Raw genomic sequence first — 26,980 nt, 5'->3', positions numbered from 1 at the left:
TTCCTCCAATCGTGATCTTCGCCCGCAGCGGCCTGGCCGCCCTGTTCCTGGTTGTGGCGGCCCTGCCCACCGACATTCCTGCCGGCGCCGCTGCGCCGCCCCTGGATGCGCCGGCCCGGGTCCAGCGCCTGGATGCCCCGGGCCTGCCGCCGCGCTGGCTCGACGACGGACAGGCCCTGGCGCGCGAGGCGCTCGGCCTGCTCGCGGATGCCGGCTCGCACGGCCTCGATCCGGCGCTGTACGGCACGGCAACGCTGGCGCGGCGCCTGGAGGCGGCGGACCCGGCCGACATCGGCTTCGAGCGCGACCTCGGCGCCGCCGTGCTGCGCTACCTGGCCGACCTGCACGGCGGGCGCACCGCCTCGCCCTACCGGACCGGGCCGCCCGCGGACGGATTCGACCCGGCGGCGGCGCTGCGCCGGGCCCTCGACGCCGGACGCGTGGCCACGGCGGTCGCGTCCGCGGCGCCGGCCATCGTCCTCTACGGCCGGGTGCGGGAAACGCTGGCGCGGTATCGCCTGCTGGCGCAGGAACATCCATCCTGGCCGCCGCTGCCGGCTGGCGGCGCTGCGCCCGCCGCGGCCGCAGAAGCGCTGCGCGAACGGCTGCGCACGCTGGGCGACCTCGAGGATGGAGCGGAGGGAGACGGCGCCGGCGAGGCCGATGGCGCGGCCCTGGCGGCGGCGCTGCGGCGCTTCCAGTCGCGCCACGGCCTGGAACAAGACGGGGTCCTGGGTCCGGCCACCCGCGCGGCCCTGGCGGTGCCGCCGGCGCGGCGCGCCGTCCAGCTGGCGCTGACCCTGGAACGCCTGCGCTGGCTGCCGCCGCTGCATGGGCGCGTGATCGCGGTCAATGTTCCGGCCTATCGGCTGTGGGCCTTCGACGGGGTGCCGGGCGGGCCGCCGGTCCTGGAAATGCGCGTCATCGTCGGCAAGGCGGCCGGCACGCCGACGCCGCTGTTTCTCGGGCAGATGCGCTATCTCGAATTCAATCCCTACTGGAATGTGCCGCACAGCATAGCCGGCGCCGAGATCGCGCCGAAGCTGGCGCGCGACCCGGGCTGGCTGCGTCGCAACGACATGGAGCTGGTGACGGCGGACGGGCGGGTGCTGGCTGCGGCCGGCGCGGATGCGCCCGCCGCCCTGCGCGCCGGGTCGCTGCGGGTAAGGCAACGGCCCGGCGCCCGCAACGTGCTGGGAGCGGTGAAGTTCGCCATGCCGAATCCCATGAACATCTACCTGCATTCGACCGCGGCCAGGGAACTGTTCGCGCGCAGCCGGCGCGACCTCAGCCACGGCTGCATCCGCGTCGAGGACGCGGCCGGCCTGGCGCGGTTCGTGCTCGCCGACCCGCAGCGCTGGGACGCCGAACGGGTGGCGGCCGCCATGCGTCCCGGCCCCAGCCGCACCGTGGCGCTGGCCGTGCCGGTGCCGGTGGTGCTGTTCTACGCCACCGCGGTCGCCGACCGCCACGGCCGCGCCCTGTTCGCCGACGACATCTACGGGCGCGATGCGGCGCTGCTGCGGGCCCTGGGTGGCGGCGGACCGGCGCGTACGATTGAGCCAACGCAAACCGAGCGCTCGACCACCGCGCACGATGGGCGCTTCATGATCGAAGGAGAAGTGCGATGAACGAGCCGACTTCGCGCCAGCCGGACGACGCGGTCCACGACCCCTATGCCGCCCTGCAGGCCCTGGCATCCCCCGCGGTGTGCGGCGGGTGCGGCGCCGTGCATGCCGATGGCCACTGGGCGTGGTCGCCGGCGCCGCCCGGCGCCGCCGCTACCACCTGTCCGGCCTGCCTGCGCGAACGCGACCGCCAGCCCGCCGGCGAGCTGACCGTCGACGCCGCGCTGGCCCGGACGCACCGCGAATCCATCATCGCGCTCGCGCGCGCGGTGGAAGCGCGCGAAAAGCGCCTGCATCCGCTGCAGCGCATCATGGACATCGCCCCGGTGGCGCCGGCGGACGGCGCGCTCACGATCACGACCACCGACCCGCACCTGGCGCGCGGCCTGGGCGAAGCGCTGCAGGAACGCTTCCGCGCCCGCGCCACGTATGCCTTCGCCAGGGGCCAGCACCTGCTGCAGGTCGCGCTCACGCCCTGACCTGCGCCGCACGCGGCGCGATCCCGAGGGCGCTTTCGACCTCGAGCAGGTCGCGCAGCGTCGCCAGCAGCGAATCCGGGTTGAGGCTGATCGCATCGATGCCCTGCTCCACCAGGTAGCGCGCCACTTCCGCATAGTCCGACGGCGCCTGCCCGCAGATGCCGATATGGCGGCCATTGCGGCGCGCCCCGGCGATGGCCTGGCGCAGCATCTCCAGCACGCCCGGGTCGCGTTCGTCGAAGTCGAAGGACACGATGTCGGAGTCGCGGTCCACGCCCAGCACCAGCTGGGTCAGGTCGTTCGAGCCGATCGAGAAGCCGTCGAACAGGCGGGCGAAGGCGTCGACCTGGATCACGTTGTTGGGAATTTCGCACATGACGTGGATTTCGAGGCCGTCCCGGCCCCGTTCGAGGCCATGCCCGGCCATGGCGTCCAGCACCGCCTCGGCTTCCCGCACGCGCCGGCAGAAGGGAATCATCAGGCGCACATTGCTCAGCCCCATTTCTTCGCGCACGCGGCGCATGGCGCGGCACTCGAGCGCGAAGCCGGGCGCATAGGCCGGATGGACGTAGCGCGCGGCGCCGCGGAAACCCAGCATGGGATTGGCCTCGACCGGCTCGAACGCGGCGCCGCCGAGCAGGCCGGCGTATTCGTTGGTCTTGAAGTCGGACATGCGCACGATCACCGGTTTCGGGTAAAACGCGGCGGCGATGGTGGCGACGCCCTCGGCCAGTTCGCGCACGAAGTAGTCGGCCGGCGTGGCGTGGCCGGCGCACAGGCGGGCGATCTCGGCGCGCGCGGCCGGATCGGCCACGCGTTCGGGCTGCACCAGCGCCATCGGGTGGATGCGGATGTGCTCGGCGATGATGAATTCCATGCGCGCCAGGCCGACCCCGTCGTTCGGCAGGAAGCGCGTGCGAAAGGCGATGTCCGGGTTGCCGATATTGAGCATCAGGCGGGTGCGCGGCATCGGCAGCGCGGACAGGTCGGTGCTGGTGCGACGAAACGGCAGCCGCCCCGCGTAGACATGGCCGGCGGCGCCCTCGGCGCAGGACACCGTGACCGCGTCGCCGGTATGGATGCGCGCGGTGGCATCGCCACAGCCGACCACGGCCGGCACTCCGGTCTCGCGCGCCACGATCGCCGCGTGGCAGGTGCGGCCGCCGCGGTCGGTCACCACCCCGGCCGCGGTCTTCATGACGGTGCCCCAGTCCGGCATGGTGGTCGCGGCCACCAGGATCTCGCCGGGACGGAAGGCTTCCAGCGCGGCGGCGTCGGCGACCACCCGGGCGATGCCGCTGGCCACCCCGGCGCCCACCGCGCGCCCGGCGGCGAGCAGCGCGCCGCTGCCTTCCAGCCGGTATTCGTCGAGCAGCGTGGCCGAACGGCGCGCGGCGACCGTCTCGGGACGCGCCTGCACCACGTAGAGCTGGCCGTCGAGCCCGTCGCGCGCCCATTCGATGTCCATCGGCACCGGGTGGCCCGCCCTGGCTCCGTAGTGCTCCTCGATCCGCAGCGCGGCCTCGGCCAGCTCCAGCACGCCGGCGTCGTCGAGGCAAAAGCGCGCGCGCTCGGCCGGCGCAGTCTCGACGTTGCAGGTGGCCTGCGCGGCCCCCGGCGGCGCGTACACCATGCGCACTTCCTTGCCGCCCAGGCTGCGCCGCAGCACGGCGCGGCGGCCGGCGCGCAGCGCCGGCTTGAACACGTAGAACTCGTCGGTGTCGACCGTGCCCTGCACCACGTTCTCGCCCAGCCCCCAGGCCCCGGTCACCAGCACCACGTCGCGGAAACCGGTTTCGGTGTCGAGGGTGAAGATGACGCCGGAACAGGCCAGGTCGGAGCGCACCATCTTCATCACCCCCACCGACAGCCAGACCTTGAAGTGGTCAAAGCCGTTCTCGATGCGGTAGACGATCGCGCGGTCGGTGTACAGGCTGGCGTAACAGCGCCGGACGGCGTCGAGCAGCGCCTGTCCGCCGTCGACATTGAGATAGGTTTCGTGCTGGCCGGCAAAGCTGGCGCTGGGCAGGTCTTCGGCCGTGGCCGAGCTGCGCACGGCCACCGTCAGGCCGGCGCCGTACTGCGCGCGCAGGGCCTCCCAGGCGCGCAGGATGTCCTCCGCGAGCGCCGCCGGCAGCGGCGCGGCCAGCACCACGTCGCGCGCCGCGCGGGCGCGCCGCGCGAGGCCGGCGACGTCGCGCGGGTCGAGCCCGTCGAGTGCGGCGTGCAGCCGCGCCCAGGCGCCGGCGGCGTCGAGGGTGGCGCGGAACGCATCGGCGGTGACGGCGAAACCGTTCGGAACGCGCACGCCGCGCCCGCCGAGTTCGCGCACCATTTCGCCGAGCGATGCGTTCTTGCCCCCGACCGATGGAATGTCGTCGATGCCGATTCCGGCGAACCAACGGATGAAGCCGCCTTCTGTATCCATGTGCCACCCTCCCCGCTACAAGGCCGTATCGGTCGATCCTAGCGAGGCACGCGCCCCGGTATTTAATCTGGCTCAATCGCGCCTCCCCGGAACGGCGTGCCGGCGGGCGCATACTGGGCACCGCTTGCCTTGACGGAGATTGCGATGTACAAGCGCATCCTGGTGCCGACCGACGGCTCCGAAACCGCGATGCAGGCGGCCGAGACCGCCCTGTACCTCGCGCGCCACTGCCACAGCGAGATGGTGGCTTTCGCCGTCGCCTGCCCGCGCGACTACCTCGGAGGCGCCGAGCGCGGCCTGGTAAGCGGCACGGGTCCGCTGGCCGAAAAGCTGCTGCGCGAGGCGGATGGCTGCGCGGAGGCGGTGGCCGCCCGCGCGCGCGGCGCCGGCGTGCCCTGCGATACCGAAACCGCCTGGTCGCTCAGTCCCGGCGAGGCGATCGTCGCCGCCGCCGATGCGCGCCAATGCGACCTGATCGTCATGGGCTCGCACGGCATGCGCCGGGCCACGGACGAGCTTGCGGGCAGCGTCACGCGCCACGTGCTCGCCCGCTCGGCGGTTCCGGTCCTGGTACTGCGCCCATCCGCATAGGCGAAGACGGTCCACGCGCGCTCCGGGGCAGAGCGAACAGGCGCATGTTAGCGGCGGCTCATGCTGCCGCATTGCAAGAAATTCTGGTGCGGCGTAAAATCGTTAGTCACCTAATGATTAGCCGCCTAACATGCACGATCCCACCTTCCCCGCCCGCAGCGAGCGCTTTTCCAAAGCCCTGCACTACGGCGCCCGCGCCTGGCGCCAGTTGCTCGACAAGCGCCTGAAGCATCTCGGCATCGGCCAGTCAGGCTGGATGACCATCGCCATGGTCGCGAAATCCGAGGAGGCGATGTCGCAGAAGACCCTGGCCACCCTGGTCGAGGTCGAAGGCTCGTCGATGGTCGCGATGCTCGACCGCCTCGAGCGCGACGGCCTGGTCGAGCGCCTGCCCTCGCCCACCGATCGCCGGGTCAAGCTGGTGCGGCTGACCGCCGCCGGCCACACCGTCTACCAGGAGGTCAAGCGCGAAGCCGGCGCCATGCGCAACGAGATGCTGGGCGACGTCGACCCGGCCGCGCTGGAGGCCGCGACGCGCCTGCTGGAGTCCGTGCGCCAGCGCATCGAGGACGCCCTGTGAGTTCGGCAGCACCGGTCAACCGCACCATGATCACGGTCTCGATCATGCTGGCGACCATCATCCAGGCCCTCGACGGCACCATCGCCAACGTCGCGCTGCCGCACATGCAGGGCGCCCTGTCCGCCTCCCAGGACCAGATCACCTGGGTGCTGACCTCCTTCATCGTGGCGGCGGCGATCGCCACACCGCTGGGCGGCTGGCTGGTCGACCGCTTCGGCCTCAAGAACGTGTTCCTGGCCTCGGTGGCGGGCTTCGTGATCGCCTCGGTGCTGTGCGGAGTCTCGACCTCCCTGACCGAGATCGTGCTGGCGCGCATGCTGCAGGGCGTGTTCGGCGCGGCCCTGGTGCCGCTGTCGCAGTCGGTCCTGCTCGACATCAATCCGCGCGAGAAGCACGGCTCGGCGATGGCGGTGTGGGGCATGGGCGTGATGATCGGGCCCATCCTCGGCCCCAGCCTGGGCGGCTGGCTGACCGACAGCTACAGCTGGCGCTGGGTCTTCTTCATCAACGTGCCGATCGGCGCGCTGGCCTTCTGGGGCATCTGGCGCTACATCCAGCCGTCAAAAGCGGCGCGCCGGATGCGCTTCGACATGTTCGGCTTCCTCACGCTCTCGATCGCGATCGGCGCGCTGCAGATGCTGCTCGACCGCGGCGAGCAGAACGACTGGTTCGCATCCGGCGAGACCTGGTTCGAACTGGTGCTGGCGCTGCTGGCGTTCTCCTACTTCATCGGCCACACGCTCACGCGCCCGGCCGGCCAGTCCTTCGTCGACTTCCGCCTGCTGAAGAACGCCAACTACGTCACTGGCCTGCTGTTGATCTTCATCGTCGGCGTGGTGCTGTTCGCCACCCGCGCCTTGATGCCGACCATGCTGCAGGGGCTGATGGGCTATCCGGCCGCGCTGGCCGGCCTGGTCACCGCGCCGTCGGGACTGGGCACCATGCTCGCCATGCTGGTGGTCGGCAGGCTGACCGGCAAGGTCGATTTCCGCATCCTGCTCGGCACGGGGTTCGCGATCACCGCCTTCTCGCTGTGGCAGATGACCCAGTACACGCTGGTGCTGTCGCAGTCCGACATCGTGTGGCCGGGCGTGATCCAGGGGATCGGCCTGGGCCTGGTGTTCGTGCCGCTGTCGGCCGCCACCTTCGCCACCCTGTCGCCGCAGATGCGCGCCGAAGGCACGGCGCTGTACAGCCTGGTACGCAACATTGGCTCGAGCATCGGCATCGCGCTGGTGCAGGCCCTCTTGGTGCGTAACACCCAGGTGGTGCACGCGTCGCTCGCCACCCACATCAACAATGCCAACCCGGCCGTTGCGGCCTCCGGCGCCAGCCTGGCGATGATCGACGGCGAGATCACGCGCCAGGCCTCGATGATCGCTTATGTGAACGACTACTGGCTGATGATGCTCCTGACCCTGGCCGTGATTCCCACGCTGCTCCTGATCCGCCCGCCCAAGGCATCCGCCCCCGCGCCGGTGGACCACGCGGCCCTCGACTGACCGAAAGACTTCAAGTGCGATATCTACGACTTCTACCTCTTGCCGCGGCGCTGGCCGGCTGCATGCATGTGCCTACCGACGCCTCGCGCGCGCAGGGACCGGACTTTGCCCGCGCCCAGCACGCCGCCGCCATCGACCTGCCGCTGCATGACTGGCCGAACGAAGCCTGGTGGCGCGCCTACCGCGACCCGCAGCTCGACGCCCTGGTCGCCGCGGCCCTGCGCGACAATCCGAACCTGGCCGTGGCGCAGGCGCGCGTGGCCAGCGCCAACGCCGCGGTTGCCGCCGAGCGCGCGGCCGACGGCGGCCACGTCGGCGTCGAGACCGGCTTCAACCGCCAGCGCTATTCCTCGAACGGCTTCTTCCCGCCCCCGATCGGCGGCGCCTTCTATAACGACGCCTCGGTCCAGCTGCGCGCCGGCTACGACTTCGACTGGTGGGGCAAGCACCGCAGCCTGATCGCGGCCGCCCTCGGGGACACCGACGCGCGCCGCGCCGAAGCCGCGCAGGCGCAGCAGGTGCTGGCCGCCAGCGTGGCGCAAAGCTACCTGCGCCTGCAGATGCTGTGGGCGCGCCAGGAGAACACGGCCGCGCTGATTGCCCTGCAGCGCGACCTGCTGGCCGGCCGCGAGAAGCGCCTGGCGCAGGGCCTGGCGGGCAGCGACGATGCGCGCAATGCCGAACTCGATCTCGCCGTCCTGCAGGAGCAACAGCAGCGCTTCGACACCGACGCCGGCCGCGAGCGCGAAGCGCTGCGCGCGCTGATCGGCGGCGACCCTGCCGCGCTCGGCGAACTGGCGCACGTGCGCCCCGCCCCGCCGCAGGACGCCGTGCCGCGCGAACTCGGCCTGGAACTGCTGGCGCGCCGTCCCGACCTGCAGGCCGCGCGCTGGCGGGTCGAGGCCCAGCTGGGCCGCGTGGCGGCCGCTGAAGCGGCGTTCCGGCCCGACATCAACCTGGCCGGCGCGATCGGCCTCGACGCGGTCTCGCTCGGCAAGCTGCTGCGCTACCCGAGCCGCACCCTGCTGCTGGGCGCGACGCTCGACCTGCCGCTGTTCGACAGCGGGCGGCTGGACGCCCAGCTCGGCCAGGCGCGCAGCAGCCGCGACGAGCTGCTGGCCGAATACAACGGGGCCGTGCTCGACGCGGTCGGCGAAGTGGCGCGCGAAGCCGCGACCCTGCAGGGGATCGCGAAGGAAACCGCGCTGCACGTCGACGCCGCGCGCGCCACCACCCGCCTGGCCGAGAACGCGGAGGCGCGCATGGCGCGCGGCCTGGCGACCCGCGCCACCGTGCTGCAGGCGCGCCAGGCCGTGCTGCGCCAGCGCGACGTCGCGCTGCAGCTGCTGGACGCGCAGCTGCAGACCCAGGTCGCGCTCACCAAGGCGCTCGGCGGCGGCTATCACGCCGCGAACAACAACAACCATTCCTGACCCAGACATGAGCACTGAAAACGCAAACCCGAATTCTCTCAATTCCCCCAAGCGCCGCGCCGTCCTGGCCGGCATCACCGCGGCCTTCCTGCTGGCGGGCGCCGGCTATGGCGCCTGGCACCTGATGGTCGGCGCCAGGAACATCGAAACCGACAACGCCTACGTGGGCGGCAACCTGGTCAACGTGTCGGCGCAGGTCGCCGGCAGCGTGGTCGAGATCCGCGGCGACGAGACCCAGCTGGTGCAGGCGGGCAGCGAACTGGTTCGCCTCGATCCGGCCGACGCCGAAGTCGCCCTCGCCCAGGCCGAGGCGCGCCTGGGTGAAGCGGTGCGCGCGCAGCGCGAACGCTATACCGGCGTGGCCCAGTACGAGGCGGTCGTCGAACAGCGACGCGTGACCTTGAAGACCGCCCAGGACGACCTGGCGCGGCGCCTGCCGCTGGCCGGCGAGAACATCGTGTCGGGCGAGGACGTGGCGCACGCGCGCCAGGCCGTGCAAGATGCGCGCGCGGCGGTCGATGTGGCGGTGAAGCAGCTGGCGGCGGCGCGCGCGGGCGTGAGCGGCGTGGCCCCTGGCGAGCACCCGGCCGTGCTGGCCGCCAGGGCTGACTACATGGCCGCCTGGCTGGCCGCGCGCCGCAACACCATCTCCGCCCCGGTCACCGGCTACGTCGCCAAGCGCAGCGTGCAGGTCGGCAGCCGCATCACCCCGGGCGCGCCGCTGCTGTCGGTGGTGCCGCTCGACCAGCTGTGGGTCGACGCCAACTTCAAGGAATCCGAACTGCGCGACATCCGCATCGGCCAGCCGGCCACCATCGAAGCCGACATCTACGGCGACAAGGTGGTCTACCACGGCGAGGTCGTCGGCCTCGGCGCCGGCACCGGCAGCGCCTTCTCCCTGCTGCCGGCCCAGAACGCGACCGGCAACTGGATCAAGGTGGTGCAGCGCGTGCCGGTGCGGATCTCGCTCGATCCGAAGGAATTGCAGGCGCACCCGCTGCGCGTGGGGCTGTCGACCACGGTGGACGTCGATATCAGCAAGCAGGAAGGCGGCGTGCTGGGGGCTATGGCCCCGCAAGCGCCGGCGTATGTGACGCAGGTCTTGAATCAGCCGCTGCAGCAGGCAAAGCTCGCCACCGACGCGATCGTCGAACGAAACCTGCATTAACGTAGGGTGGGCGGTCCTCCGCCCACGCGTCCAACTTCGGCATGCGCTGTGGCGAATCAACCTTGAGTTGAACGCGCGGTCGGCGGAGCCGACCACCCTACGGTAAAAAAGAAAAAGGCTCCCGGTAGGAGTAATGCCGTTCAGTTAGCAGTAAAACCGTCGCCCCGGCGCAGGCCGGGGCCCAAGTCAAGCGTCTCGACAAAGCATGCAAACTTGGGCGGAACACTGCCAGTGGCAGTGTTCCGGCCTGCGCCGGAAGTCGTAGGCGCCAGTGGCGCGTACGACGTTCAAACGCTAACTGAACAGCATTACTCGCGGTAGGAGCCTTTTTCTTTACTACTGGCGAAGAGGGTGGGATTCGCCCACGTCCCGCGGGCCGCCCTCGCGCAAGTATGCGCGAGTCTTCGAATCCCACACGCAAGGCCCGCGTTGCAGGGCGCCCCACGTCCTGCAACCCTTGCTCCTCTCCGCCACAAAAATAAAAAGGGCCCCGATTGGGGCCCTTTTTATTTTCTTGGCGGAGAGGGTGGGATTCGAACCCACGGTACGGTCACCCGTACGCCTGATTTCGAGTCAGGTACATTCGACCACTCTGCCACCTCTCCTGAATCGGTGCTGCGTGGTCGCGTAAGCGAGGCCGCATTATAGCGACTCAATCGCGTTTCGTGAAGGGACATTTATGTTGAAATATTATTTCATCGAGGCATGTGAAATGAAAGAATATTTCAAATACAAAAAGGGCCCCGATCTGGGGCCCTTTTCTTACTACTGGCGGAGAGGGTGGGATTCGAACCCACGGTACGGTCACCCGTACGCCTGATTTCGAGTCAGGTACATTCGACCACTCTGCCACCTCTCCTGAATCGGTGCTGCGGTCGCTCGTATGCGAGAGACAAGATTATAGCGGCACTCTTGCAAAAACGGAAGAGTAATTTATTCGCGTGCGCGAACAATCACTCACGCGGCCGCCAGACGCTCCTGCCCACCCATATACGGGCGCAGCACTTCCGGAATCACGACCGAACCATCGGCCTGCTGGTAGTTCTCCAGCACCGCCACCAGCGTACGCCCCACCGCCAGCCCCGAGCCATTCAGCGTATGCAGCAACTCCGGCTTGCCCGCCGCATTGCGGAACCGCGCCTGCATGCGACGCGCCTGGAACGCTTCGCAGTTCGACAGCGACGAGATCTCGCGGTAGGTGTTCTGCGCCGGCAGCCAGACTTCAAGGTCGTAGGTCTTGGCGGCCGAGAAGCCCATGTCGCCGGTGCACAGCTGCATGACGCGATACGGCAGGCCCAGCGAGGTCAGGATGAACTCGGCCTGGCCGACCATCTCTTCCAGCGCCGCATACGACTGTTCCGGATGCACGACCTGCACCATCTCGACCTTGTCGAACTGGTGCTGGCGGATCATGCCGCGGGTGTCGCGGCCGTAGCTGCCGGCTTCCGAGCGGAAGCACGGGGTGTGGGCGGTCATCTTGAGCGGCAGTTCGTCCGCCGCCACGATCTGGTCGCGCACCACGTTGGTCAGGGAGACTTCCGAGGTCGGGATCAGGTAGAAGGTCTCGCCCTCGCCTTCCGCGCCGCCCTTCTTCACCGAGAACAGGTCGGCTTCGAACTTCGGCAGCTGGCCGGTGCCGCGCAGCGAGTCGGCGTTGACCATGTACGGGGTGTAGCACTCGACATAGCCGTGCTGGCCGGTGTGGGTGTCGAGCATGTACTGCGCCAGCGCGCGGTGCAGGCGCGCCATGCCGCCCTTCATCATCGAGAAGCGCGAACCGGTCAGCTTGGTCGCGGTATCGAAGTCCAGGCCCAGCTTTTCGCCGATGTCGACGTGGTCCTTCACTTCGAAGTCGAACGCCGGCGGGGTGCCGATTCTCCGCACTTCGACGTTGCCCGATTCGTCCGTGCCCTGCGGGGTGCTCTCGTGCGGCAGGTTCGGCACGGCTTCCATGAAGCGCGCCATCTGGTCCTGCACCTCGGACAGCCTGACTTCGTTGGCCTTCAGCTCGTCGCCCAGGCCGGCCACTTCCGCCATCACGGCGCTGGTGTCCTCGCCCTTGCCCTTCATCATGCCGATCTGCTTGGACAGCGAGTTGCGCTTGCCCTGCAGTTCCTCGGTGCGCGTCTGGATCGCTTTGCGTTCCGCTTCGAGGGCGCCGAAGGCGTCCACGTCGAGCTTGAACTTGCGGGTCGCCAGGCGCGCGGCGACGGTGTCGATGTCTTTGCGGAGAAGTTGGATGTCAATCATGTCGGGTTGGGCTTGCTATGTCGAAAACACAATTGTACCAAGCCGACAGACAATCCTAGCGAGATTCGGCATCCGCGTGCCCGGGCCCGTCGCCGGCCCGCCGTTGCGTTACCTCTGGATTAGTTCAGGCCGGCTTTTTCGGCGACGCTCAGGCGCGGCGCCTTGACGACGACCACGTGCACGGTCGAGTCGATCAGGACGGCGGCGTCCTGCTGGACGATCTCGACCGGACGCGAAGCGGCGGTGGCGTAGCTGGCGACCAGGCCCAGTGCGGCGGCGGTCAGGAAGACGGCTTCGAAGTTTTTGCGGATGTTCATGGTGGGCTCCTTGGGGTTCGTTGAGTGATTCGGTATGGTTGAACTTTACCGATCACGCCCCTCGACCACCATCGACTTGCGATGAAGCGCCAAAAACAGGGCGCAGAATGCGCAACGCGCGGACCGACCGTGAAAAACGGTGCGTAGCCCGCGCTTTGCGTGCAGATACGGGATGTACAGCTCAGTCGACCGTGCCGTCGCCCCTGGCGTCCTGATCCAGCCCGCGCAAGAAGGCCAGCTTTTCCGCCACCTTCGACTCCACCCCGCGCGGCACCGGCTGGTACCAGCCCGGCTCCGGCATCCCGTCCGGCAGATAGGTTTCGCCCGCCGCATACGCATGCGGCTCGTCGTGCGCATAGCGGTAGGCGTGGCCATAGCCGAGCTCTTTCATGAGCTTGGTCGGCGCGTTGCGCAGGTGGACCGGCACCTCGCGCGACTTGTCCTTCTTGACGAAGGCCATGGCCGCGTTGAAGGCGTTGTAACCCGCATTGCTCTTGGCCGCGATCGCCAGGTAGATGACCGCCTGGCCCAGCGCCAGCTCGCCTTCCGGCGAACCGAGGCGCTCATAGGTCGTGGCCGCGTCATTGGCGATCTGCAGCGCGCGCGGGTCGGCCAGGCCGATGTCTTCCCAGGCCATGCGCACGATGCGGCGCGACAGGTACTTGGCGTCGGCGCCGCCATCCAGCATGCGGCACAGCCAGTACAAGGCAGCATCGGGATGCGAGCCGCGCACCGATTTGTGCAGGGCCGAGATCTGGTCATAAAAATTGTCGCCGCCCTTGTCGAAGCGGCGCGCGTTCAGGGTCAGCGCATTCTCGACGAACTCTTTCGTGATGCGCGTGACGCCCGAGGTATCGGCCGAGGTCTTGGTCTGCTCCAGCAGGTTGAGGAAGCGGCGCGCGTCGCCGTCGGCGTAGCCGACCAGGGTGTCGACCGCAATCTCGTCGAACGCCAGGTGCTGCAGCACCTTCTCCTGGGCGCGCGCCAGCAGCTGGCGCATCTCGTCGTCGCTCAGCGCTTTCAGCACATAGACCTGGGAGCGCGACAGCAGCGCCGAGTTGACTTCGAACGAGGGGTTCTCGGTGGTGGCGCCGATCAGCGTCACCAGCCCCGACTCGACGAAGGGCAGCAGCGCATCCTGCTGCGACTTGTTGAAGCGGTGGATCTCGTCGATGAACAGGATGGTGTGCTTGCCGCGCGCCAGGTACTGCTCCGCCTGTTCGACCGCGGCGCGGATGTCCTTCACGCCCGACAGCACGGCCGACAGGGCGATGAACTCGCAGTCGAAGGCGTAGGCGGTCAGGCGCGCCAGCGTGGTCTTGCCCACGCCCGGCGGGCCCCACAGGATCATGGAGTGCGGCTTGCCGGACTTGAACACCAGGTTCAAGGGTTTGCCGGGGCCGAGCAGGTGGCTCTGGCCGATCACCTCGTCGATGGTGCGCGGACGCAGGGCTTCGGCCAGGGGTGGGGCGGGTTCGGTTTTGAAGAGATCGTCCATCTGCCTAGTGTAAACGATAGGCGTCGGGACGTTGGTGCGTGGCGGCGCTATTGGATTGCGCGCAAACTAGGGCCGGTACGACGTTGTTCGAGTTTACCTTTAGCTGAAAAACCGTCATCCCGGCGCAGGCCGGGATCCAAGTCTCTTGCGTAGCCAGCAGCCTTACTGGCTAACCACGTCGGCCCCCTTCGGCATCGCGAAGGTGAACTGCTGGGCGCTCAGCGCCGGATTACGCTGGAAGTTGGTGAACTTCAGCACCGACACCTGGCCGAACTGGTCCTTCAGTTCCATCGCCACCGGCACGCCGCCCTTCAGGCCGATGCCGATCTGTTCGAAGGTGGTGTCCTTGGTCTTCGGCACGGCGGTCAGCCATTCGGCGCCGTCACGCTCGCCTGCTTCCGACAGGGTGAAGTTCTTTTCCAGGTCATTGGAGCCGAACAGGATGGCGGCGGGCGACGAGCCCAGCGCGTTGCCGAGTTTGCGGGTGGTGACCTGGTTCAGGTCCTTGTCGTAGACGTAGAGGGTGTCGCCGTCGGCCTGCAGCAGCTGCTCGTAGGGCTTCTGGTAGGTCCAGATGAACTTGCCGGGGCGAGCGAAGACGAAGGTGCCGCTCGAGACCGGGGCGGCCTTGCCGGATCTCGATTTGCCGGTTTGCTGCTGGGTGAAGTCGCCCTTGGCGGACTTGGTGCCGGCCACGAAAGACTTGAACTGGTCGAGGGCGGCGGCTTGCGCGGCGCCGGTGAAGGCGGCGGCGCTGGTGGCGATGAAGGCTGCGATGACTTGGGGGGTGAATTTCATTTGTCTATTCCTCTTGTTGTGGTGCGCTACGCGCGTTGACCGGGTGGGCGTTTGTCATTCCGGGCATTGCCCGAAATTACCCCGCCCACCCTACGAACAGCATGCAGCCAACGTAGTAGCGGACGCGGGTTATTCGGCGGCGGAGGTGGCGGGCACCAGGATGTCGCGGTTGCCGTTCGACTGCATCGGCGACACCATGCCGGCGTGTTCCATCTGCTCGATCAGGCGGGCGGCGCGGTTGTAGCCGATGCGCAAGTGGCGCTGGACCAGCGAGATCGAGGCCTTGCGGTGCTTGAGCACCACGGCCACGGCCTGGTCGTAGAGCGCGTCGGACTCGCCGCCGCCCTCGCCCGCCGGGACGCCCTCGGCATTGCCCTCTTCCAGCGTGCCGCCCTCCAGGATGCCTTCAATATAGTTCGGTTCCCCGAGCGACTGCAGATGTTTTACAACTCGATGCACTTCGTCGTCCGACACAAAGGCGCCGTGCACGCGGATCGGCAGGCCGGTCCCCGGCGGCATGTAGAGCATGTCGCCCATGCCGAGCAGGGTTTCCGCGCCCATCTGGTCGAGAATCGTGCGCGAGTCGATCTTGGACGAGACCTGGAAGGCGATACGGGTCGGGATGTTGGCCTTGATCAGGCCGGTGATCACGTCCACCGACGGGCGCTGGGTCGCCAGGATCAGGTGGATGCCGGCCGCGCGCGCCTTCTGGGCGATGCGGGCGATCAGCTCTTCCACCTTCTTCCCGACCACCATCATCAGGTCGGCCAGCTCGTCGATGATGATGACGATGGTCGGCAGTTTTTCGAGCGGCTCGGGCGAGTCCGGGGTGATCGAGAACGGATTCGGGATGTGCTCTTCCCGCTTGGCCGCTTCCAGGATCTTGCCGTTGTAGCCGGCCAGGTTACGCACGCCCAGCTTCGACATCAGTTTGTAGCGGCGCTCCATCTCGTTGACCGCCCAGTTCAGCGCGTGGCCGGCCTGGCGCATGTCGGTCACCACCGGCGCCAGCAGGTGCGGGATGCCTTCGTAGACCGACATCTCCAGCATCTTCGGGTCGATCAGGATCAGGCGCACATCAAGCGGGTCGGATTTGTAGAGCAGCGACAGGATGGTCGCGTTGATGCCCACCGATTTACCCGAACCGGTGGTGCCCGCCACCAGCAGGTGCGGCATCTTGGCCAGGTCGGCGCAGACCGGCTTGCCGGCGATGTCCTTGCCCAGCGCAACCGTCAGCGCCGAGGCGGCGTCGCCGTAGACCTTGGAGCCGACGATCTCCGACAGGCGCACGATCTGGCGCTTTGGGTTCGGCAGCTCGAGCGCCATGTAGTTCTTGCCCGGGATGGTCTCGACCACGCGGATCGAGGTGAGCGAGAGCGAACGCGCCAGGTCGCGCGCCAGGTTGACGATCTGGCTGCCCTTCACACCCGTGGCCGGCTCGATCTCGTAGCGCGTGACGACCGGGCCCGGGTAGGCGGCCACCACCTTGGCTTCGACGCCGAAGTCGGACAGCTTCTTCTCGATCAGGCGGCTGGTGAATTCCAGGGTCTCGATCGACACCGCTTCCTGGGCCGGCGGCGCTTCGTCGAGCAGGCTGAGGGGCGGCAGGCCGCCGTCGCCGGAGAGCTCGTGGAACAGCGGCGTCTGCATCTCTTTCTGGGCGCGCTCGGACTTCGGCACGCTGGTCATCTGCGGCTCGATCTTGATCGAGGGCGCGGCGGCTGCCACCGGCGATGGCATGGCCGGCATCGCTGGCTCCAGCTTCGGTTCCGGCTTCGGTTCAGCCTTCGGTGCGCGCGGCGCCTCGAACACTGGCTCGGCCTTGACGATCGGGGTCGGCTCCGGATGCTTCTCGGCGAACTTCTGGCGCTCGTGCACCACCAGCTCGTCGCGCGCCACGGCGGCCGCTTCTCCGCGCCTGCGGTCTTCGTGGTCTTCCATGCGCAGGCGGAACCAGCCGATGGTGTTCTCGACCGACTCGCCGATACGCTCGGCCACGGCCAGCCAGGACACCTGGAAGAACAGCGAGAAGCCCAGGCCGAACAGCAGCAGCATCAGCAGGGTCGCGCCGGTGAAGCCGAAGGCGACGTGGCTCGAATGGCCGATCACCTGCCCCAGCACGCCGCCGGCGGCGCGCGGCAGCTCGACGTGCCAGGACCACATGCGCAGGTATTCCAGGCCCAGGCTGCCGGCGAACATGATGGCGAAGCCGGTCCAGCGCACGTACATCTCGCCGGTATGCACCGGTTCCTCGGCCGGCTCCAGGCGCCCGGTCAGGCGGCGCCAGCCCTGCCAGACGCCGCGCAGGAAGATCACGCCCCACCACCAGGCGGAAAAGCCGAAGATGAACAGCAGCAGGTCGGACAACCAGGCGCCGGCCTTGCCGCCCAGGTTGGCGATCTTGGGGACGGCGTTGGCGTGCGACCAGCCCGGGTCGCCCTTGTTGTAACTTAATAAAATCAGCACGAAATAGAGAAAGGCGACGGCCATGGCGATCCAGCGCGCTTCCATGAGGAGGCGCGAGAGCCGGCCCGGCAGGGGCTGGCGGGACCGCGTCGACTGGGCGGTACGGGTATAAGCTGAGGTGCTTGCTTGGCTGTTCTTGCTCATGCTGGGTACTGCTTGAAGTAATCGCTAACGGCAATCCGCCCATTCTAAGCCATATACCGCTGGGCTGGCCTACGATTCATGCTCGCGTGCATCATCGACTATAATCTTGTGTTGCTCGCCTGTCGCATTCAGCCCTTGATTCCGGCGCAGGCCGCCCCCAGTTTCCGCATGTTCATCTCTTTACGATAAGCTCCCATGACGACTACCAAACACGCCAAAGTCCTGATTCTCGGTTCCGGTCCCGCCGGCTACAGCGCCGCCGTGTACGCCGCGCGCGCCAACCTGCAGCCGATGCTGGTGACCGGCGTCGAGCAAGGCGGCCAGCTGATGACCACGACCGACGTCGAGAACTGGCCGGGCGACCCGCTGGGCGTGCAGGGTCCGGAACTGATGCAGCGCCTGCTGCAGCATGCGGAGCGTTTCAATACCGAGATCGTGTTCGACCACATCCACACGACCTTCCTACAAGAGAAGCCGATCCGCCTGGTCGGCGACAGTGCCGAATACACCTGCGACGCCCTGATCATCGCCACCGGCGCCTCGGCCCAGTACCTCGGCCTGCCCTCGGAACAAGCCTTCATGGGCAAGGGCGTGTCGGCCTGCGCCACCTGCGACGGTTTCTTCTACCGCAACCAGGAAGTCGCGGTCATCGGCGGCGGCAATACCGCGGTCGAGGAAGCCCTGTACCTGGCCGGCATCGCCTCGAAGGTCACCCTGATCCACCGCCGCGACAAGTTCCGCGCCGAGCCGATCCTGGTCGACCGCCTGATGCACAAGGTCGGCGAAGGCAAGATCGTGCTGGAGCTGAACCACACCCTGGACGAAGTCCTGGGCGACGACAGCGGCGTGACCGGCCTGCGCCTGAAGTCCACCGGCACTGGCGAATCGAAGGACCTGACCGTGCACGGTCTGTTCGTGGCGATCGGCCACAAGCCGAACACCGGCATCTTCGAAGGCCAGCTCGAGATGCACAACGGCTACATCAAGACCAAATCGGGCACCGAAGGCATGGCCACCGCCACCAGCGTGCCGGGCGTGTTCGCGGCCGGCGACGTGCAGGACCATATCTACCGCCAGGCGATCACCAGCTCGGGCACCGGCTGCATGGCCGCGCTCGACGCCCAGCGCTACCTGGAAGCGCTGGAAGACGATCCGAAATAAGCGGCAGGAGTACGATGGCGGGCATGAAAGACTTTGCTGACCTCAAGGGCTTGCGCGACAAGCTCGCGGAAGACGAGCGCCTGCGCGCCATCGAACAAGCCGCGCGCGAAAAGCGCGAGCGCATCGCAAAAGAACGCGCCGTGGAGTTCCGCGGCGCGATGGAAGGCGTGCACAAGCTGCCCGAATCCGACCGCTACGTTTACCGCCCGGTCTACGTGGCCTCCGAGCGCGCCTTCCAGGACCGCAAGCCTCTCACCGAGGAAGAGGAAACCGAGGCCGTGCTGCGCGAGTCGCTGTCCGACCTGTTCGACGTCGACGGCCTGCTCGACGAGGATCCGTCGCTCAGCTACGCCCAGCCGGGCGTCGGCCCCGACGTGGTGCGCAAGCTGCGCAAGCGCCACTGGCCGGTGCAGGACGAGCTCGACCTGCACGGCATGAACCGCGACCAGGCGCGCGACGCCGTCACCGATTTCCTGTCGCGCGCCAACCGGCGTGGCGTGCGCTGCGTGCGCATCGTCCATGGTATCGGTTACGGGTCGCCGAAGGGACAGCCGGTGCTGCGCGGGATCGTGCACAGCTGGCTGGTGCAGAAGAGCGAGGTGGTCGCCTTTTGCGTGGCCGGCAAGAAGGACGGCGGCCATGGCGCCCTGGTCGTTCTGCTGCGTGCCGCCCTCGTTGACTAATTGTGACAACGTAAGTCGTAAAAGTTGCGTCAAGCAATTGTCATTCATTGTAAAATGCTGAGCACCGGAATTTGCCGGAATTGACGAGAAAGGGTGGCGCGTGGAGGGAAACATCGTGGTGCCGATGGAGCACGGTCGCCAGGTCGACCTGTTGAATTGCGCAGACGAGCCGATCCACATCCCCGGATCGATCCAGTCGCACGGCGCCCTTCTCTTCTTCAGCGCTGATGGCGCCCTCGCGGGCTGGAGCGCCAACGCCCCCGCGCTGCTCGGCATCGAACTGGCGCTCGGATCGCCCTACTCCGCCCTGGCGCTGCCGGTAGCCGCGCTCGAACTGATGGTCGATTACATCGACCCCGAAGACGGCGAGACGACGCCGACCATGGTGCCGGTGAGCGTCCAGGGCGCCGAGTTCGATTGCATCGTCCATGCCGGTTGCGGGCGCGTCATCGTCGAATTCGAGCGCCGCGAGGCGCCGGCCGACGAGGTCACCCTGTTCGCGGTGAAGGCGCACGGCTCGATCGAGCGCCTGCGCCGCCAGAAGTCGATCGAGGGCCTGCTTGCCAGCGCGGTCGACCAGATCCGCGAGTTCACCGGCTTCGACCGCGTCATGGCCTACCGCTTCCGCCCGGACGACAGCGGGGACGTGGTGGCCGAGAGCCGCCGCGACGACATCGTGCCCTACCTCGGCCAACGCTACCCGGCGTCGGACATTCCGACCCAGGCGCGCCGCCTGTACGTGCTGAACACCCTGCGCTCGATCGTCGACATCGGCGACACCGTGGTGCCGCTGCTCGGCGCGCCGGATGCGGCGCCGCTCGACATGAGTTACGCGGTGCTGCGCAGCGTCTCGCCGGTGCACATCGAATACCTGAAGAACATGGGCGTGGGCGCCTCGATGAGCGTGTCGATCGTGATCAACGGCCGCCTGTGGGGCCTGATCGCCTGCCACCACATGGCGCCCAAGCTGGTGCCCTACTCGATCCGCATGGCGGCCGACGTGCTGGCCCAGGTCATGGCCTCGACCATCCACAGCCTCGAGTCGCGCTCCGAAGCCCAGGTGATCGAACGCTCGGCCTCGACCCGCACCAAGCTGATCGAAGACCTCCTGATCGAGGACGATCCGCTCGAGACCTTCGAGCGCTTCGCCGACGCGATGGTGGAAGTAACGGATGCGCAGGCCCAGGTCACCAGCTACTACGGCAAGCTGCGCGTCCACGGCGACCTGCCGCGCGAGCTGGCCGAGGCCATCGTCGCCACCCTGCCCGAGTCCGGTCACGACCTGCTGGTGCGCGAGCAGCGCGCCGACTGGCCGGAAGCGATCCGCGAGCGGCTCGGCAAGTGGGTCGGCATGCTGGCCCTGCCCTTCGACCCGGCGTCCGGTGGCTGGAACATCGTGCTGCGCGTCGAGCAGATCGAGCAGGTCGCCTGGGGCGGCCGTCCCGAGAAGATCGTCGCCATGGGCCCGCTGGGCGAGCGCCTGACGCCGCGCGGTTCCTTCGACGCCTGGTTCGAGACGGTGCGCGGCCACGCCCATCCATGGGAGCCGACCATCGTCGCCAACGCGCGCCTGACCCTGGCCGAACTGGTGCGGGTGATGGCCTCGCGCCGCGCGCAGACGGAGGCCACGCGCGCCCAGTTGCTGGCGATGCTCGGGCACGACCTGCGCGACCCGCTCCACTCGATCAATATGGCCGGCATGGTCATCGAAAAGGGCAACAGCCAGCCGACTATCGGCCGCCGCATCCAGTCTTCCACCAGCCGCATGCAGCGCATGATCAGCCAGGTGCTTGACATGAGCCGCATCGACGGCGGCCTGGGACTGGGCGTGACGCTCGAGCCGACCGACTTGAGGGCGCTGGTCGAAGACCTGATCGACGAGGCGCGCCTGGCCTATCCGGCGATCCCGTTCCAGCTGGTCTGCGACGAACGCGCCATGGTGAACGCCGACGGCGGCCGCCTGGGCCAGGTCCTGTCCAACCTGCTGAGCAACGCGCGCCACCACGGCGAGCCGGGCAAGCCGGTGCGCGTGTGCGTCACGACCCGAGGCAGGGAGGCCGTCATCGACGTCAGCAACGCCGGCGCCGAGATCCCGCCGGACGTCGCCGCGACCCTGTTCAACCCCTTCAAGCGGGCCTCGCTGAACAACCCGCGCAACCGCACCGGCATGGGCCTTGGCCTCTACATCGCGCAGCAGATCGTGCGCGAGCACCATGGCGAGATCACCTACCGCCATGACGACGGCGAAGTCATCTTCTCGGTTCGCCTTCCGCTGCTGTAGGGTGGGCGGAGGACCGCCCACCCTACCGTCATGCACATCCGCATGGTAGTCTAGCAACACCTCGGGCTACCGTTCACCGCATGACCCTCATCAAGTTCATCGAAATCATGGCGATCCTGGTCGGCGCCTTTTCCGGCTTCATCGAAGCCCGGCGCAAGCGCATGGACCTGGTGGGTGTCTTCACGGTGGCCTTCATCACCGCATTCGGCGGCGGCACGCTGCGCGACATCCTGCTCGACCGCCGCCCTCTGTTCTGGGTCATCCACCAGGAATACGCGATCCTGATCTTCGTCCTCGCCCTGGTGGCCTCGCCCCTGATCCGCACCCTGCGCCAGATCGTCTCCGAACGCCTGATCGTGATCGCCGACGCCGTCGGCCTGGGCCTGTTCTCGATCGCCGGCACCTCGGCCGCGCTGGACGCCAACATGCCGATCTTCATCGCCTCGATGATGGGCGTGATCACCGGGATCTTCGGCGGCGTCCTGCGCGACATCGTCTGCAACGAGGTGCCGATGGTGTTCCGCGACGGGAAACCCTATGCCATCTGCGCATTCCTTGGCAACTGGATGTTCCTCCTGATGGGCAAGTACGGCGCCGAGCACGATTTCGCGCTGTGGTCGAGCGCCCTGTTCATCAGCGGCCTGCGCCTGATTACCTGGAAGTTCGACCTGCGCATGGGCCGCTAGCGCAGGCCGCTGACAGTCCCCTCTTTCGGATAGCCGATCGTGTAGTCCATGTCGAAGCGCGCCGTCTCGTTGGGCTTGAGGCTGCGCTCCCAGCCCACCAGCCCGCGGCGCGCCTGCCAGTCCTTCAGCGTCGGCTGCGGGCCGAGCGCCACCTTCACCTGCACCTGCTCCGACTCGCTCACCGGGGTCGGTTCCAGCACCAGGATGTCGATCGGCGTGCGATGCAGGTTCGTCACCACGTAACTGTCGGCGATGCGGCGCTCGTTGTCGCGCACTAACAGACCCTTCTCGCCCGACTTCTCGTTGCGGTTCTCGACCACCACGCGCACCAGCGGATCGCGGCCGAAGGCCAGCGAGAAGCGCTCGTTGTCCCCGGGCCGCCAGTGCAGCGCGCCGACGTAGGCGCCGTCGCGGCGCAGCTGCACCTGGCCGGGCAGCCAGACACCGTCGAGCCGCGGCGCATCCGCCGTCACCACCGCCAGTTCGTGGTAGTAGCGCGGCGCGATGCGCACGCTCTGCTTCACCGGCACGCTTTGCCGCGACAGCGCCACCGAGATTTCACGCCCGTCCGAGGCCAGGTCGACCCGCGCCGGCACCTCGAACTCGGTGGTGAAGCCTCCCTGGGTTTCCAGCACCGGCGCGATGTAGTCGTCGGCCACCCGCGATCCGCTCACCGCGACCCGGGCACGGGCATCCGGCGCAGGCGGGGCCGGCGGCGCCGGCGCGTAGGCCGGGCGGATATTGCGCGATTCGCCGATCAGCGGCAGCGGCGGCTGCCAGCTCAGGAGCCAGGGCGAGGGATCGGGCGCGTTCACCGACAGGTTCGGCTGGCCGGTCGACAGGCGCAGCTTCACGCGGCTCCAGTCCTCGCCGGTCTTTTGCGAGATCGTCGCCATCCGTTCGATGTCGACCGTCGACGCGTTCGAATCCAGCGAAGCGCGGTAGGCCGGCTTCCAGCCGGCGCGGTTGACCTGGTAGCTCAGCACGATGCGGCCGGCCTGCTTCGCGGCGACGGCCACCGTCATGGTGCGGCTCTCGCGCGTCGCGGCATTGGCCTTGGCCAGGTCGCGCCTGAGCACCTCGAGTTGTTTGGTCAATGCCCGCTTTTTGACTTCGCCCGCGTGCACGCGCAGCAAGGCTTCGCTGGCGCCCTTGCGGATGGCGTCGAGCGTCCCCGCCAGCGCCTTCGGATCGACCGGCGCCGGCCGGCCCGCCGGGGTGTCGGCGCCGCCCAGGCGCTCCAGGTAGCCCTGCACCACCTGCGACGCCTTGGCTTCGGCGTCGATCAGCGCCACCTGGTCTTCGAGCGACTGGATTTTCGCTTCGAGCTCCGCCGCGCGCGGACTCGGGTTGTCCGCCTGGCCCTGGTCGCGCGTGAGAACCTGGCCGACCTGGATGCCGGGGTCGGCCTGCAGGCGCACGGTGCCGGTGTCGAAGTTGGCCAGCAGGCCGGTGATCTCGACCTGGGTCATGCCGGGGCTGACCTGCACGCTACGCTCGACGGTGGCGCTGCCGGGGTAGAGGGTGACGCTCTGGATGGGGGCGTCGGCGGCCGAAGCGCCGGACGCGAGGAGGGTCAGGATGATGGCGCCGTGCCGCTGTATGAATGCCATGGGAACGCTCTGGGTAAGGATTGTCCCACGAGCGTAGCAGATGGCGGGCGTGGCAATACCCACGAAATGTCACCGGGCCCGCGGCTCATACCCTACAACAGCCGTCCCAGCGCCTTGCGCAATTCTTCCTGCGTGTACGGCTTGGCCAGCACGCTGATCGACAGGCCCTGCAGCCGCTCCGGCGCCACCACGTAGCCGCTGGCGAGCAGGATCGGCATCGCGGGCCGCAGCTCGCGCACCTGGCGCGCCAGGCCGATGCCGTCGAGGGCCCCGGGCATCACGACGTCCGAGAACAGCAGGTCGAAGCGATCGAGCGGCTGGCGCAGCGCTTCCTGGGCGTCGCGCGCCAGCGTGGCCTTGCAGCCGAGATTGTCGAGCAGGGTAAGCGTCGCATCGGCGACCTCGGGGTCGTCCTCGACCAGCAGCACGCGCGCACCCGCCACCGTCACCATGCCGGCCGGCTCGCCCGCCTCCACCTTGCCCTGCGCCTCGCTGGCGCGGCTGCGCGGCAGCAGGATCGAGACCGTGGTGCCGTCCGGCGAGCTGTCGATCCAGGCCGTGCCGCCCGACTGGCGCGCGAAGCCGTAGACCTGGCTCAGGCCCAGCCCGGTGCCGGCGCCGACCGGCTTGGTCGTGAAGAAGGGATCGAAGGCCTGGGCCGCGACCTCCGGCGCCATGCCGGGCCCGGTGTCGGCCACCGTCAGCCACACGAATTCGCCGCGCAGCTCGGTGTCGGGCACCTTCGGCGAAGGCAGCGTCAGGTTGCAGGCGCCGATGGTGACCGCGCCGCCGCGCGGCATCGCGTCCTTGGCGTTGACGGCCAGGTTCAGCAGCGCCACCTCCAGCTGGGTCAGGTCGGCGTCGGCCAGCCACAGGCCGGCTTCGATGTCGAGGGTGAGCGGGATCTGTTCGCGCAGCGACTGCTGCAGCAGGTCGCGCATCTCTTCCAGCTGGCGCGCCAGGTCGAGCACGCCGCCGGCCAGGGCCTGGCGGCGCCCGAAGGCGAGCAGCTGGTGGGTCAGCTTGGCGCCGCGAGAAGCGGCGCGCTGGATCGCGTGCAGGGCGCGCTGGAAGCGTTCGCCGCCCGGCTCGACCAGCGGCAGCAGGGTGGTCGAGCCCTGGATCACCTGCAGCAGGTTGTTGAAGTCGTGGGCCACGCCGCCGGTCAGGCGGCCGATGGCTTCGAGCTTGCGCGATTCGTTCAGCGCGCTCTCGACCCGCTTCCTGGTCTCGACTTCGGCATACAGTTCGGCGGTGCGTTCCAGGACCCGCTGTTCCAGCAGGGCGGCGGCGGCCGACAGGGTCTGCATCTGCTCGCGCACCGTGAACTGCCAGGCGCGCGCGCGGCAGGCGGCGTCGAAGGCCGCGCGCAGGACGTTGGCCGGGCTGGGCCGCGCCAGCACCGTCAGGTTGGCGAACTGGCGCAGGAAGGCCCACTGCTCGAGCGAACCGCCGCTATTGGCCTGGGCGCTGAAGACGATGATCGGCAGGTCCGACCAGGACGGCTGTTCGCGCAAGCCCTCGGCCAGCGGCGCCGCGTGCGCCTCGAGCGCATCGTCGGTGACCAGCAGCACGGTCAGGGCGGCGTCGCGCACCGCGGCCGCCAGCGTCTCGCCGTCGCCGCAGGGCCGCGCGCGGGCGCCCCATGCCTCGAGCTGCTCCGCCAGCGCCTGGCCGTCCTGGCCGAAAGGCGCGCAGACGGCGGCGACGACATCCCAGCCGGCTTTGCGCGGATCCGTCATGGCGCGTGGCGCGCGCCCTCGGCGGCCACGCGCGGCACGCCGGTGAGAACGCCCTGCAGGTCTTCCAGCGGCGCGCCGACCTGCACGCCGCGGCTGGTCAGCGAAAACTCGCGGATCGTCGTCTCATGGTGACCCGGACGCTTCTTGATCACCGAGATCGCCTTGCGCATCGCGCCCTCCGCCTCGAAGTAACGCAGCAGGATCACGGTGTCGCTGATGAAGCCGACGTCGAGCGTGTCGCGCACGTCCTGCAGCAGGCCGCTCTGGCTGACGATCAGGAGCGAGAGCACGCCCTGGTTCGCCAGGTAGCTGAGCAGCTCGTGCATCTGCAGCATCAGAGACGCTTCTTCCTGCATGGTCTCGATGTAGGAATTCAGGCTGTCGATCACTACCACCGCGGCACCGTGGTCTTCGACCTGGCGCCGCACCTTCCAGATAAACTCTCCGGGGGTGATGCGGGTCGGGTTGATCCGCTCCCAGTACACCTTGCCGGCGTCGATCGCCTCGGACGCACGCATCGACAAGCCGCTGGCGCGGTCGAGCAGCGTGTCCTTGGTCTCGTCGAACGCGAAGTAGGCGACCTGCTCGCCGCGTTCCGCCGCGACATTGGCGTATTGCAGGGCGAGCGAAGACTTGCCGACTCCGGTCGGGCCCAGGATCATGGCCGACGTGCCGCGCACCAGTCCGCCGCCAAGGATGGCGTCGAGTTCGGCGACATCGCTGGTGACCGCCTCGCGCCTGCGCTCACCCTGGTGTTCTTCGGCGATCAAGCTGGGGAAGACATACACTTCGCGCGACGTGATGGCGAAGTCGTGCCAGCCGCTCTGGAACTCGGCGCCGCGCATCTTGACCACCCGCAGGCGCCGCCGCGCCGCGCCGAATTCGCGCTCGCGCTGGTCGAGCGTGATCACGCCGTGCACGGTGCCCTGCAGGTCGAACTGGCGCGGCTCGTCGGTCAGGTCGTCCATCAGCAGCGTGGTGCATTCCTGCTGCAGCAGGAAACGCTTGAGCGCCACGATCTGGCGCCGGTAGCGCATCGGATCGTTCGCGACCATGCGCAGCTCCGACATCGAGTCGATCACCACCCGCTCCGGCTGCAGCTCGGTGATCGCCGCCATGATGGCGTCGATGGTCTGGCTCAGCTCCGCTTCCGAAGGAAACAGCACGCTCTGCTGTCGTTCGAGCTGCGCTTCGGCCGGCACCACCTCGCGCAAGGCGATGCCGTTCAGCGACCAGCCATGGCTCTGCGCAGTCGCCTGCAGCTCCTCGACGGTCTCGGACAGCGAAATGTAGAGGGAACGCTCGCTCTTCTCCGCGGCGTCGATCAGGAAGCGCAGGCCGATGGTGGTCTTGCCCGTGCCCGGACGGCCTTCGATGAGGTGGATGCGCCGCTTCGGCAGCCCGCCGCGCAGGACGAGGTCGAGCTCGGGAATTCCGGTGTGAATTTTTTCCAGGTCGCTCATGGCATGCTCAATAAAGTGGAAGCACACTGACAATCAATATTGTCAATTATGTAATTTTGCCTCCATCAT

At 68.3% G+C, this 26,980-nt stretch carries 20 protein-coding genes and 2 tRNA genes; 11 read left to right on the top strand and 11 right to left on the bottom strand.

Going from position 1 to position 26,980, the window contains the following annotated elements:
* The first annotated feature begins 11 nt into the window (after window positions 1–11).
* Both LQ564_RS07610 and LQ564_RS07605 read left to right on the top strand, forming a co-directional pair.
* On the top strand, window positions 12–1,631 hold the full coding sequence (locus LQ564_RS07610; RefSeq protein WP_231057510.1) for a L,D-transpeptidase family protein: 1,620 nt from the start codon (window positions 12–14) through the stop codon (window positions 1,629–1,631).
* Complete coding sequence (locus LQ564_RS07605) at window positions 1,628–2,107, top strand: BCAM0308 family protein (protein WP_231057509.1); 480 nt, start codon at window positions 1,628–1,630, stop codon at window positions 2,105–2,107. The genes LQ564_RS07610 and LQ564_RS07605 overlap by 4 nt, the downstream gene beginning before the upstream one ends.
* Here the strand turns inward: LQ564_RS07605 and ppsA are convergent.
* The gene (gene ppsA / locus LQ564_RS07600) at window positions 2,097–4,535 is read right to left on the bottom strand and encodes a phosphoenolpyruvate synthase (RefSeq protein WP_231057508.1); all 2,439 of its coding nucleotides are present in this window, start codon (window positions 4,533–4,535) and stop codon (window positions 2,097–2,099) included. The two genes, LQ564_RS07605 and ppsA, sit on opposite strands and share 11 nt — an antisense overlap.
* A gap of 144 nt (window positions 4,536–4,679) precedes the next feature.
* On the opposite strand from ppsA, the gene LQ564_RS07595 reads away from it, so the two are divergent.
* The 5 genes from LQ564_RS07595 to LQ564_RS07575 all read left to right on the top strand — a co-directional run bounded on the left by LQ564_RS07595 (window position 4,680) and on the right by LQ564_RS07575 (window position 9,809).
* The gene (locus LQ564_RS07595; RefSeq protein ID WP_231057507.1) at window positions 4,680–5,126 is read left to right on the top strand and encodes a universal stress protein; all 447 of its coding nucleotides are present in this window, start codon (window positions 4,680–4,682) and stop codon (window positions 5,124–5,126) included.
* 130 nt (window positions 5,127–5,256) lie between these two features.
* Complete coding sequence (locus LQ564_RS07590) at window positions 5,257–5,706, top strand: MarR family winged helix-turn-helix transcriptional regulator (protein WP_231057506.1); 450 nt, start codon at window positions 5,257–5,259, stop codon at window positions 5,704–5,706.
* 26 nt (window positions 5,707–5,732) lie between these two features.
* Entirely contained in the window at window positions 5,733–7,208 is a 1,476-nt protein-coding gene (locus LQ564_RS07585; RefSeq protein WP_231058124.1) for an MDR family MFS transporter, read from the top strand.
* 14 nt (window positions 7,209–7,222) lie between these two features.
* Window positions 7,223–8,641 carry an efflux transporter outer membrane subunit gene (locus LQ564_RS07580; protein WP_288380734.1) on the top strand — a complete coding sequence of 473 codons (1,419 nt, stop codon included), beginning with the start codon at window positions 7,223–7,225 and terminating at the stop codon, window positions 8,639–8,641.
* Window positions 8,642–8,648: 7 nt separating this feature from the next.
* Window positions 8,649–9,809 (top strand): HlyD family secretion protein, encoded by a 1,161-nt coding sequence (locus LQ564_RS07575; RefSeq protein WP_231057504.1) that lies wholly within the window; start codon window positions 8,649–8,651, stop codon window positions 9,807–9,809.
* 515 nt (window positions 9,810–10,324) lie between these two features.
* Here the strand turns inward: LQ564_RS07575 and LQ564_RS07570 are convergent.
* The 7 genes from LQ564_RS07570 to LQ564_RS07540 all read right to left on the bottom strand — a co-directional run bounded on the left by LQ564_RS07570 (window position 10,325) and on the right by LQ564_RS07540 (window position 17,282).
* Window positions 10,325–10,414, bottom strand: a tRNA-Ser gene (locus LQ564_RS07570).
* Between the two features lie 164 nt (window positions 10,415–10,578).
* Window positions 10,579–10,668: transfer RNA gene (locus LQ564_RS07565), tRNA-Ser, on the bottom strand.
* Window positions 10,669–10,766: 98 nt separating this feature from the next.
* Complete coding sequence (gene serS / locus LQ564_RS07560; RefSeq protein WP_231057503.1) at window positions 10,767–12,059, bottom strand: serine--tRNA ligase; 1,293 nt, start codon at window positions 12,057–12,059, stop codon at window positions 10,767–10,769.
* A 119-nt stretch (window positions 12,060–12,178) separates the two neighbouring features.
* Complete coding sequence (locus tag LQ564_RS07555) at window positions 12,179–12,376, bottom strand: hypothetical protein (RefSeq protein ID WP_231057502.1); 198 nt, start codon at window positions 12,374–12,376, stop codon at window positions 12,179–12,181.
* A gap of 181 nt (window positions 12,377–12,557) precedes the next feature.
* Window positions 12,558–13,874, bottom strand: coding sequence for a replication-associated recombination protein A (locus LQ564_RS07550; protein WP_231057501.1), 1,317 nt, complete (start codon window positions 13,872–13,874; stop codon window positions 12,558–12,560).
* Between the two features lie 162 nt (window positions 13,875–14,036).
* On the bottom strand, window positions 14,037–14,672 hold the full coding sequence (gene lolA, locus LQ564_RS07545) for an outer membrane lipoprotein chaperone LolA (RefSeq protein WP_231057500.1): 636 nt from the start codon (window positions 14,670–14,672) through the stop codon (window positions 14,037–14,039).
* Window positions 14,673–14,801: 129 nt separating this feature from the next.
* Complete coding sequence (locus LQ564_RS07540) at window positions 14,802–17,282, bottom strand: DNA translocase FtsK (RefSeq protein WP_231057499.1); 2,481 nt, start codon at window positions 17,280–17,282, stop codon at window positions 14,802–14,804.
* A gap of 195 nt (window positions 17,283–17,477) precedes the next feature.
* Here LQ564_RS07540 and trxB point away from each other — a divergent pair, with 195 nt between their 5' ends.
* The 4 genes from trxB to LQ564_RS07520 all read left to right on the top strand — a co-directional run bounded on the left by trxB (window position 17,478) and on the right by LQ564_RS07520 (window position 22,093).
* On the top strand, window positions 17,478–18,443 hold the full coding sequence (gene trxB, locus LQ564_RS07535; RefSeq protein WP_231057498.1) for a thioredoxin-disulfide reductase: 966 nt from the start codon (window positions 17,478–17,480) through the stop codon (window positions 18,441–18,443).
* 14 nt (window positions 18,444–18,457) lie between these two features.
* On the top strand, window positions 18,458–19,126 hold the full coding sequence (locus tag LQ564_RS07530) for a Smr/MutS family protein (RefSeq protein WP_231057497.1): 669 nt from the start codon (window positions 18,458–18,460) through the stop codon (window positions 19,124–19,126).
* Window positions 19,127–19,250: 124 nt separating this feature from the next.
* Window positions 19,251–21,407 carry an ATP-binding protein gene (locus tag LQ564_RS07525; protein ID WP_269143491.1) on the top strand — a complete coding sequence of 719 codons (2,157 nt, stop codon included), beginning with the start codon at window positions 19,251–19,253 and terminating at the stop codon, window positions 21,405–21,407.
* Window positions 21,408–21,487: 80 nt separating this feature from the next.
* Complete coding sequence (locus LQ564_RS07520; protein WP_231057495.1) at window positions 21,488–22,093, top strand: trimeric intracellular cation channel family protein; 606 nt, start codon at window positions 21,488–21,490, stop codon at window positions 22,091–22,093.
* Here the strand turns inward: LQ564_RS07520 and LQ564_RS07515 are convergent.
* From LQ564_RS07515 to LQ564_RS07505, 3 genes are all read right to left on the bottom strand, one after another.
* Window positions 22,090–23,706, bottom strand: a complete 1,617-nt coding sequence (locus LQ564_RS07515; RefSeq protein WP_231057494.1) for a mucoidy inhibitor MuiA family protein — start codon at window positions 23,704–23,706, stop codon at window positions 22,090–22,092. The two genes, LQ564_RS07520 and LQ564_RS07515, sit on opposite strands and share 4 nt — an antisense overlap.
* A 92-nt stretch (window positions 23,707–23,798) precedes the next feature.
* The gene (locus LQ564_RS07510) at window positions 23,799–25,448 is read right to left on the bottom strand and encodes an ATP-binding protein (protein WP_231057493.1); all 1,650 of its coding nucleotides are present in this window, start codon (window positions 25,446–25,448) and stop codon (window positions 23,799–23,801) included.
* Complete coding sequence (locus tag LQ564_RS07505) at window positions 25,445–26,911, bottom strand: ATPase domain-containing protein (RefSeq protein ID WP_231057492.1); 1,467 nt, start codon at window positions 26,909–26,911, stop codon at window positions 25,445–25,447. Before LQ564_RS07505 ends, LQ564_RS07510 begins: the two co-directional genes overlap by 4 nt.
* Window positions 26,912–26,980 lie beyond the last annotated feature (69 nt).

Source organism: Massilia phyllostachyos, from assembly GCF_021044825.1.
GTDB lineage: Bacteria > Pseudomonadota > Gammaproteobacteria > Burkholderiales > Burkholderiaceae_D > Telluria > Telluria phyllostachyos.
The sequence above is the reverse complement of the archived record's forward strand: the minus strand, read 5'-3'. Positions and strand labels throughout refer to the sequence as shown.

What these genes read in the sequence shown, in the direction of transcription:
- LQ564_RS07605 (WP_231057509.1), top strand. Translation starts at nt 1,628, where the DNA reads ATGAACGAGCCGACTTCGCGCCAGCCGGACGACGCGGTCCACGACCCC.
- ppsA (WP_231057508.1), bottom strand. Translation starts at nt 4,535, where the DNA reads ATGGATACAGAAGGCGGCTTCATCCGTTGGTTCGCCGGAATCGGCATC.
- LQ564_RS07595 (WP_231057507.1), top strand. Translation starts at nt 4,680, where the DNA reads ATGTACAAGCGCATCCTGGTGCCGACCGACGGCTCCGAAACCGCGATG.
- LQ564_RS07590 (WP_231057506.1), top strand. Translation starts at nt 5,257, where the DNA reads ATGCACGATCCCACCTTCCCCGCCCGCAGCGAGCGCTTTTCCAAAGCC.
- LQ564_RS07585 (WP_231058124.1), top strand. Translation starts at nt 5,733, where the DNA reads ATGATCACGGTCTCGATCATGCTGGCGACCATCATCCAGGCCCTCGAC.
- LQ564_RS07575 (WP_231057504.1), top strand. Translation starts at nt 8,649, where the DNA reads ATGAGCACTGAAAACGCAAACCCGAATTCTCTCAATTCCCCCAAGCGC.
- serS (WP_231057503.1), bottom strand. Translation starts at nt 12,059, where the DNA reads ATGATTGACATCCAACTTCTCCGCAAAGACATCGACACCGTCGCCGCG.
- LQ564_RS07555 (WP_231057502.1), bottom strand. Translation starts at nt 12,376, where the DNA reads ATGAACATCCGCAAAAACTTCGAAGCCGTCTTCCTGACCGCCGCCGCA.
- LQ564_RS07550 (WP_231057501.1), bottom strand. Translation starts at nt 13,874, where the DNA reads ATGGACGATCTCTTCAAAACCGAACCCGCCCCACCCCTGGCCGAAGCC.
- lolA (WP_231057500.1), bottom strand. Translation starts at nt 14,672, where the DNA reads ATGAAATTCACCCCCCAAGTCATCGCAGCCTTCATCGCCACCAGCGCC.
- LQ564_RS07540 (WP_231057499.1), bottom strand. Translation starts at nt 17,282, where the DNA reads ATGAGCAAGAACAGCCAAGCAAGCACCTCAGCTTATACCCGTACCGCC.
- trxB (WP_231057498.1), top strand. Translation starts at nt 17,478, where the DNA reads ATGACGACTACCAAACACGCCAAAGTCCTGATTCTCGGTTCCGGTCCC.
- LQ564_RS07530 (WP_231057497.1), top strand. Translation starts at nt 18,458, where the DNA reads ATGGCGGGCATGAAAGACTTTGCTGACCTCAAGGGCTTGCGCGACAAG.
- LQ564_RS07525 (WP_269143491.1), top strand. Translation starts at nt 19,251, where the DNA reads ATGGAGCACGGTCGCCAGGTCGACCTGTTGAATTGCGCAGACGAGCCG.
- LQ564_RS07520 (WP_231057495.1), top strand. Translation starts at nt 21,488, where the DNA reads ATGACCCTCATCAAGTTCATCGAAATCATGGCGATCCTGGTCGGCGCC.
- LQ564_RS07515 (WP_231057494.1), bottom strand. Translation starts at nt 23,706, where the DNA reads ATGGCATTCATACAGCGGCACGGCGCCATCATCCTGACCCTCCTCGCG.
- LQ564_RS07510 (WP_231057493.1), bottom strand. Translation starts at nt 25,448, where the DNA reads ATGACGGATCCGCGCAAAGCCGGCTGGGATGTCGTCGCCGCCGTCTGC.
- LQ564_RS07505 (WP_231057492.1), bottom strand. Translation starts at nt 26,911, where the DNA reads ATGAGCGACCTGGAAAAAATTCACACCGGAATTCCCGAGCTCGACCTC.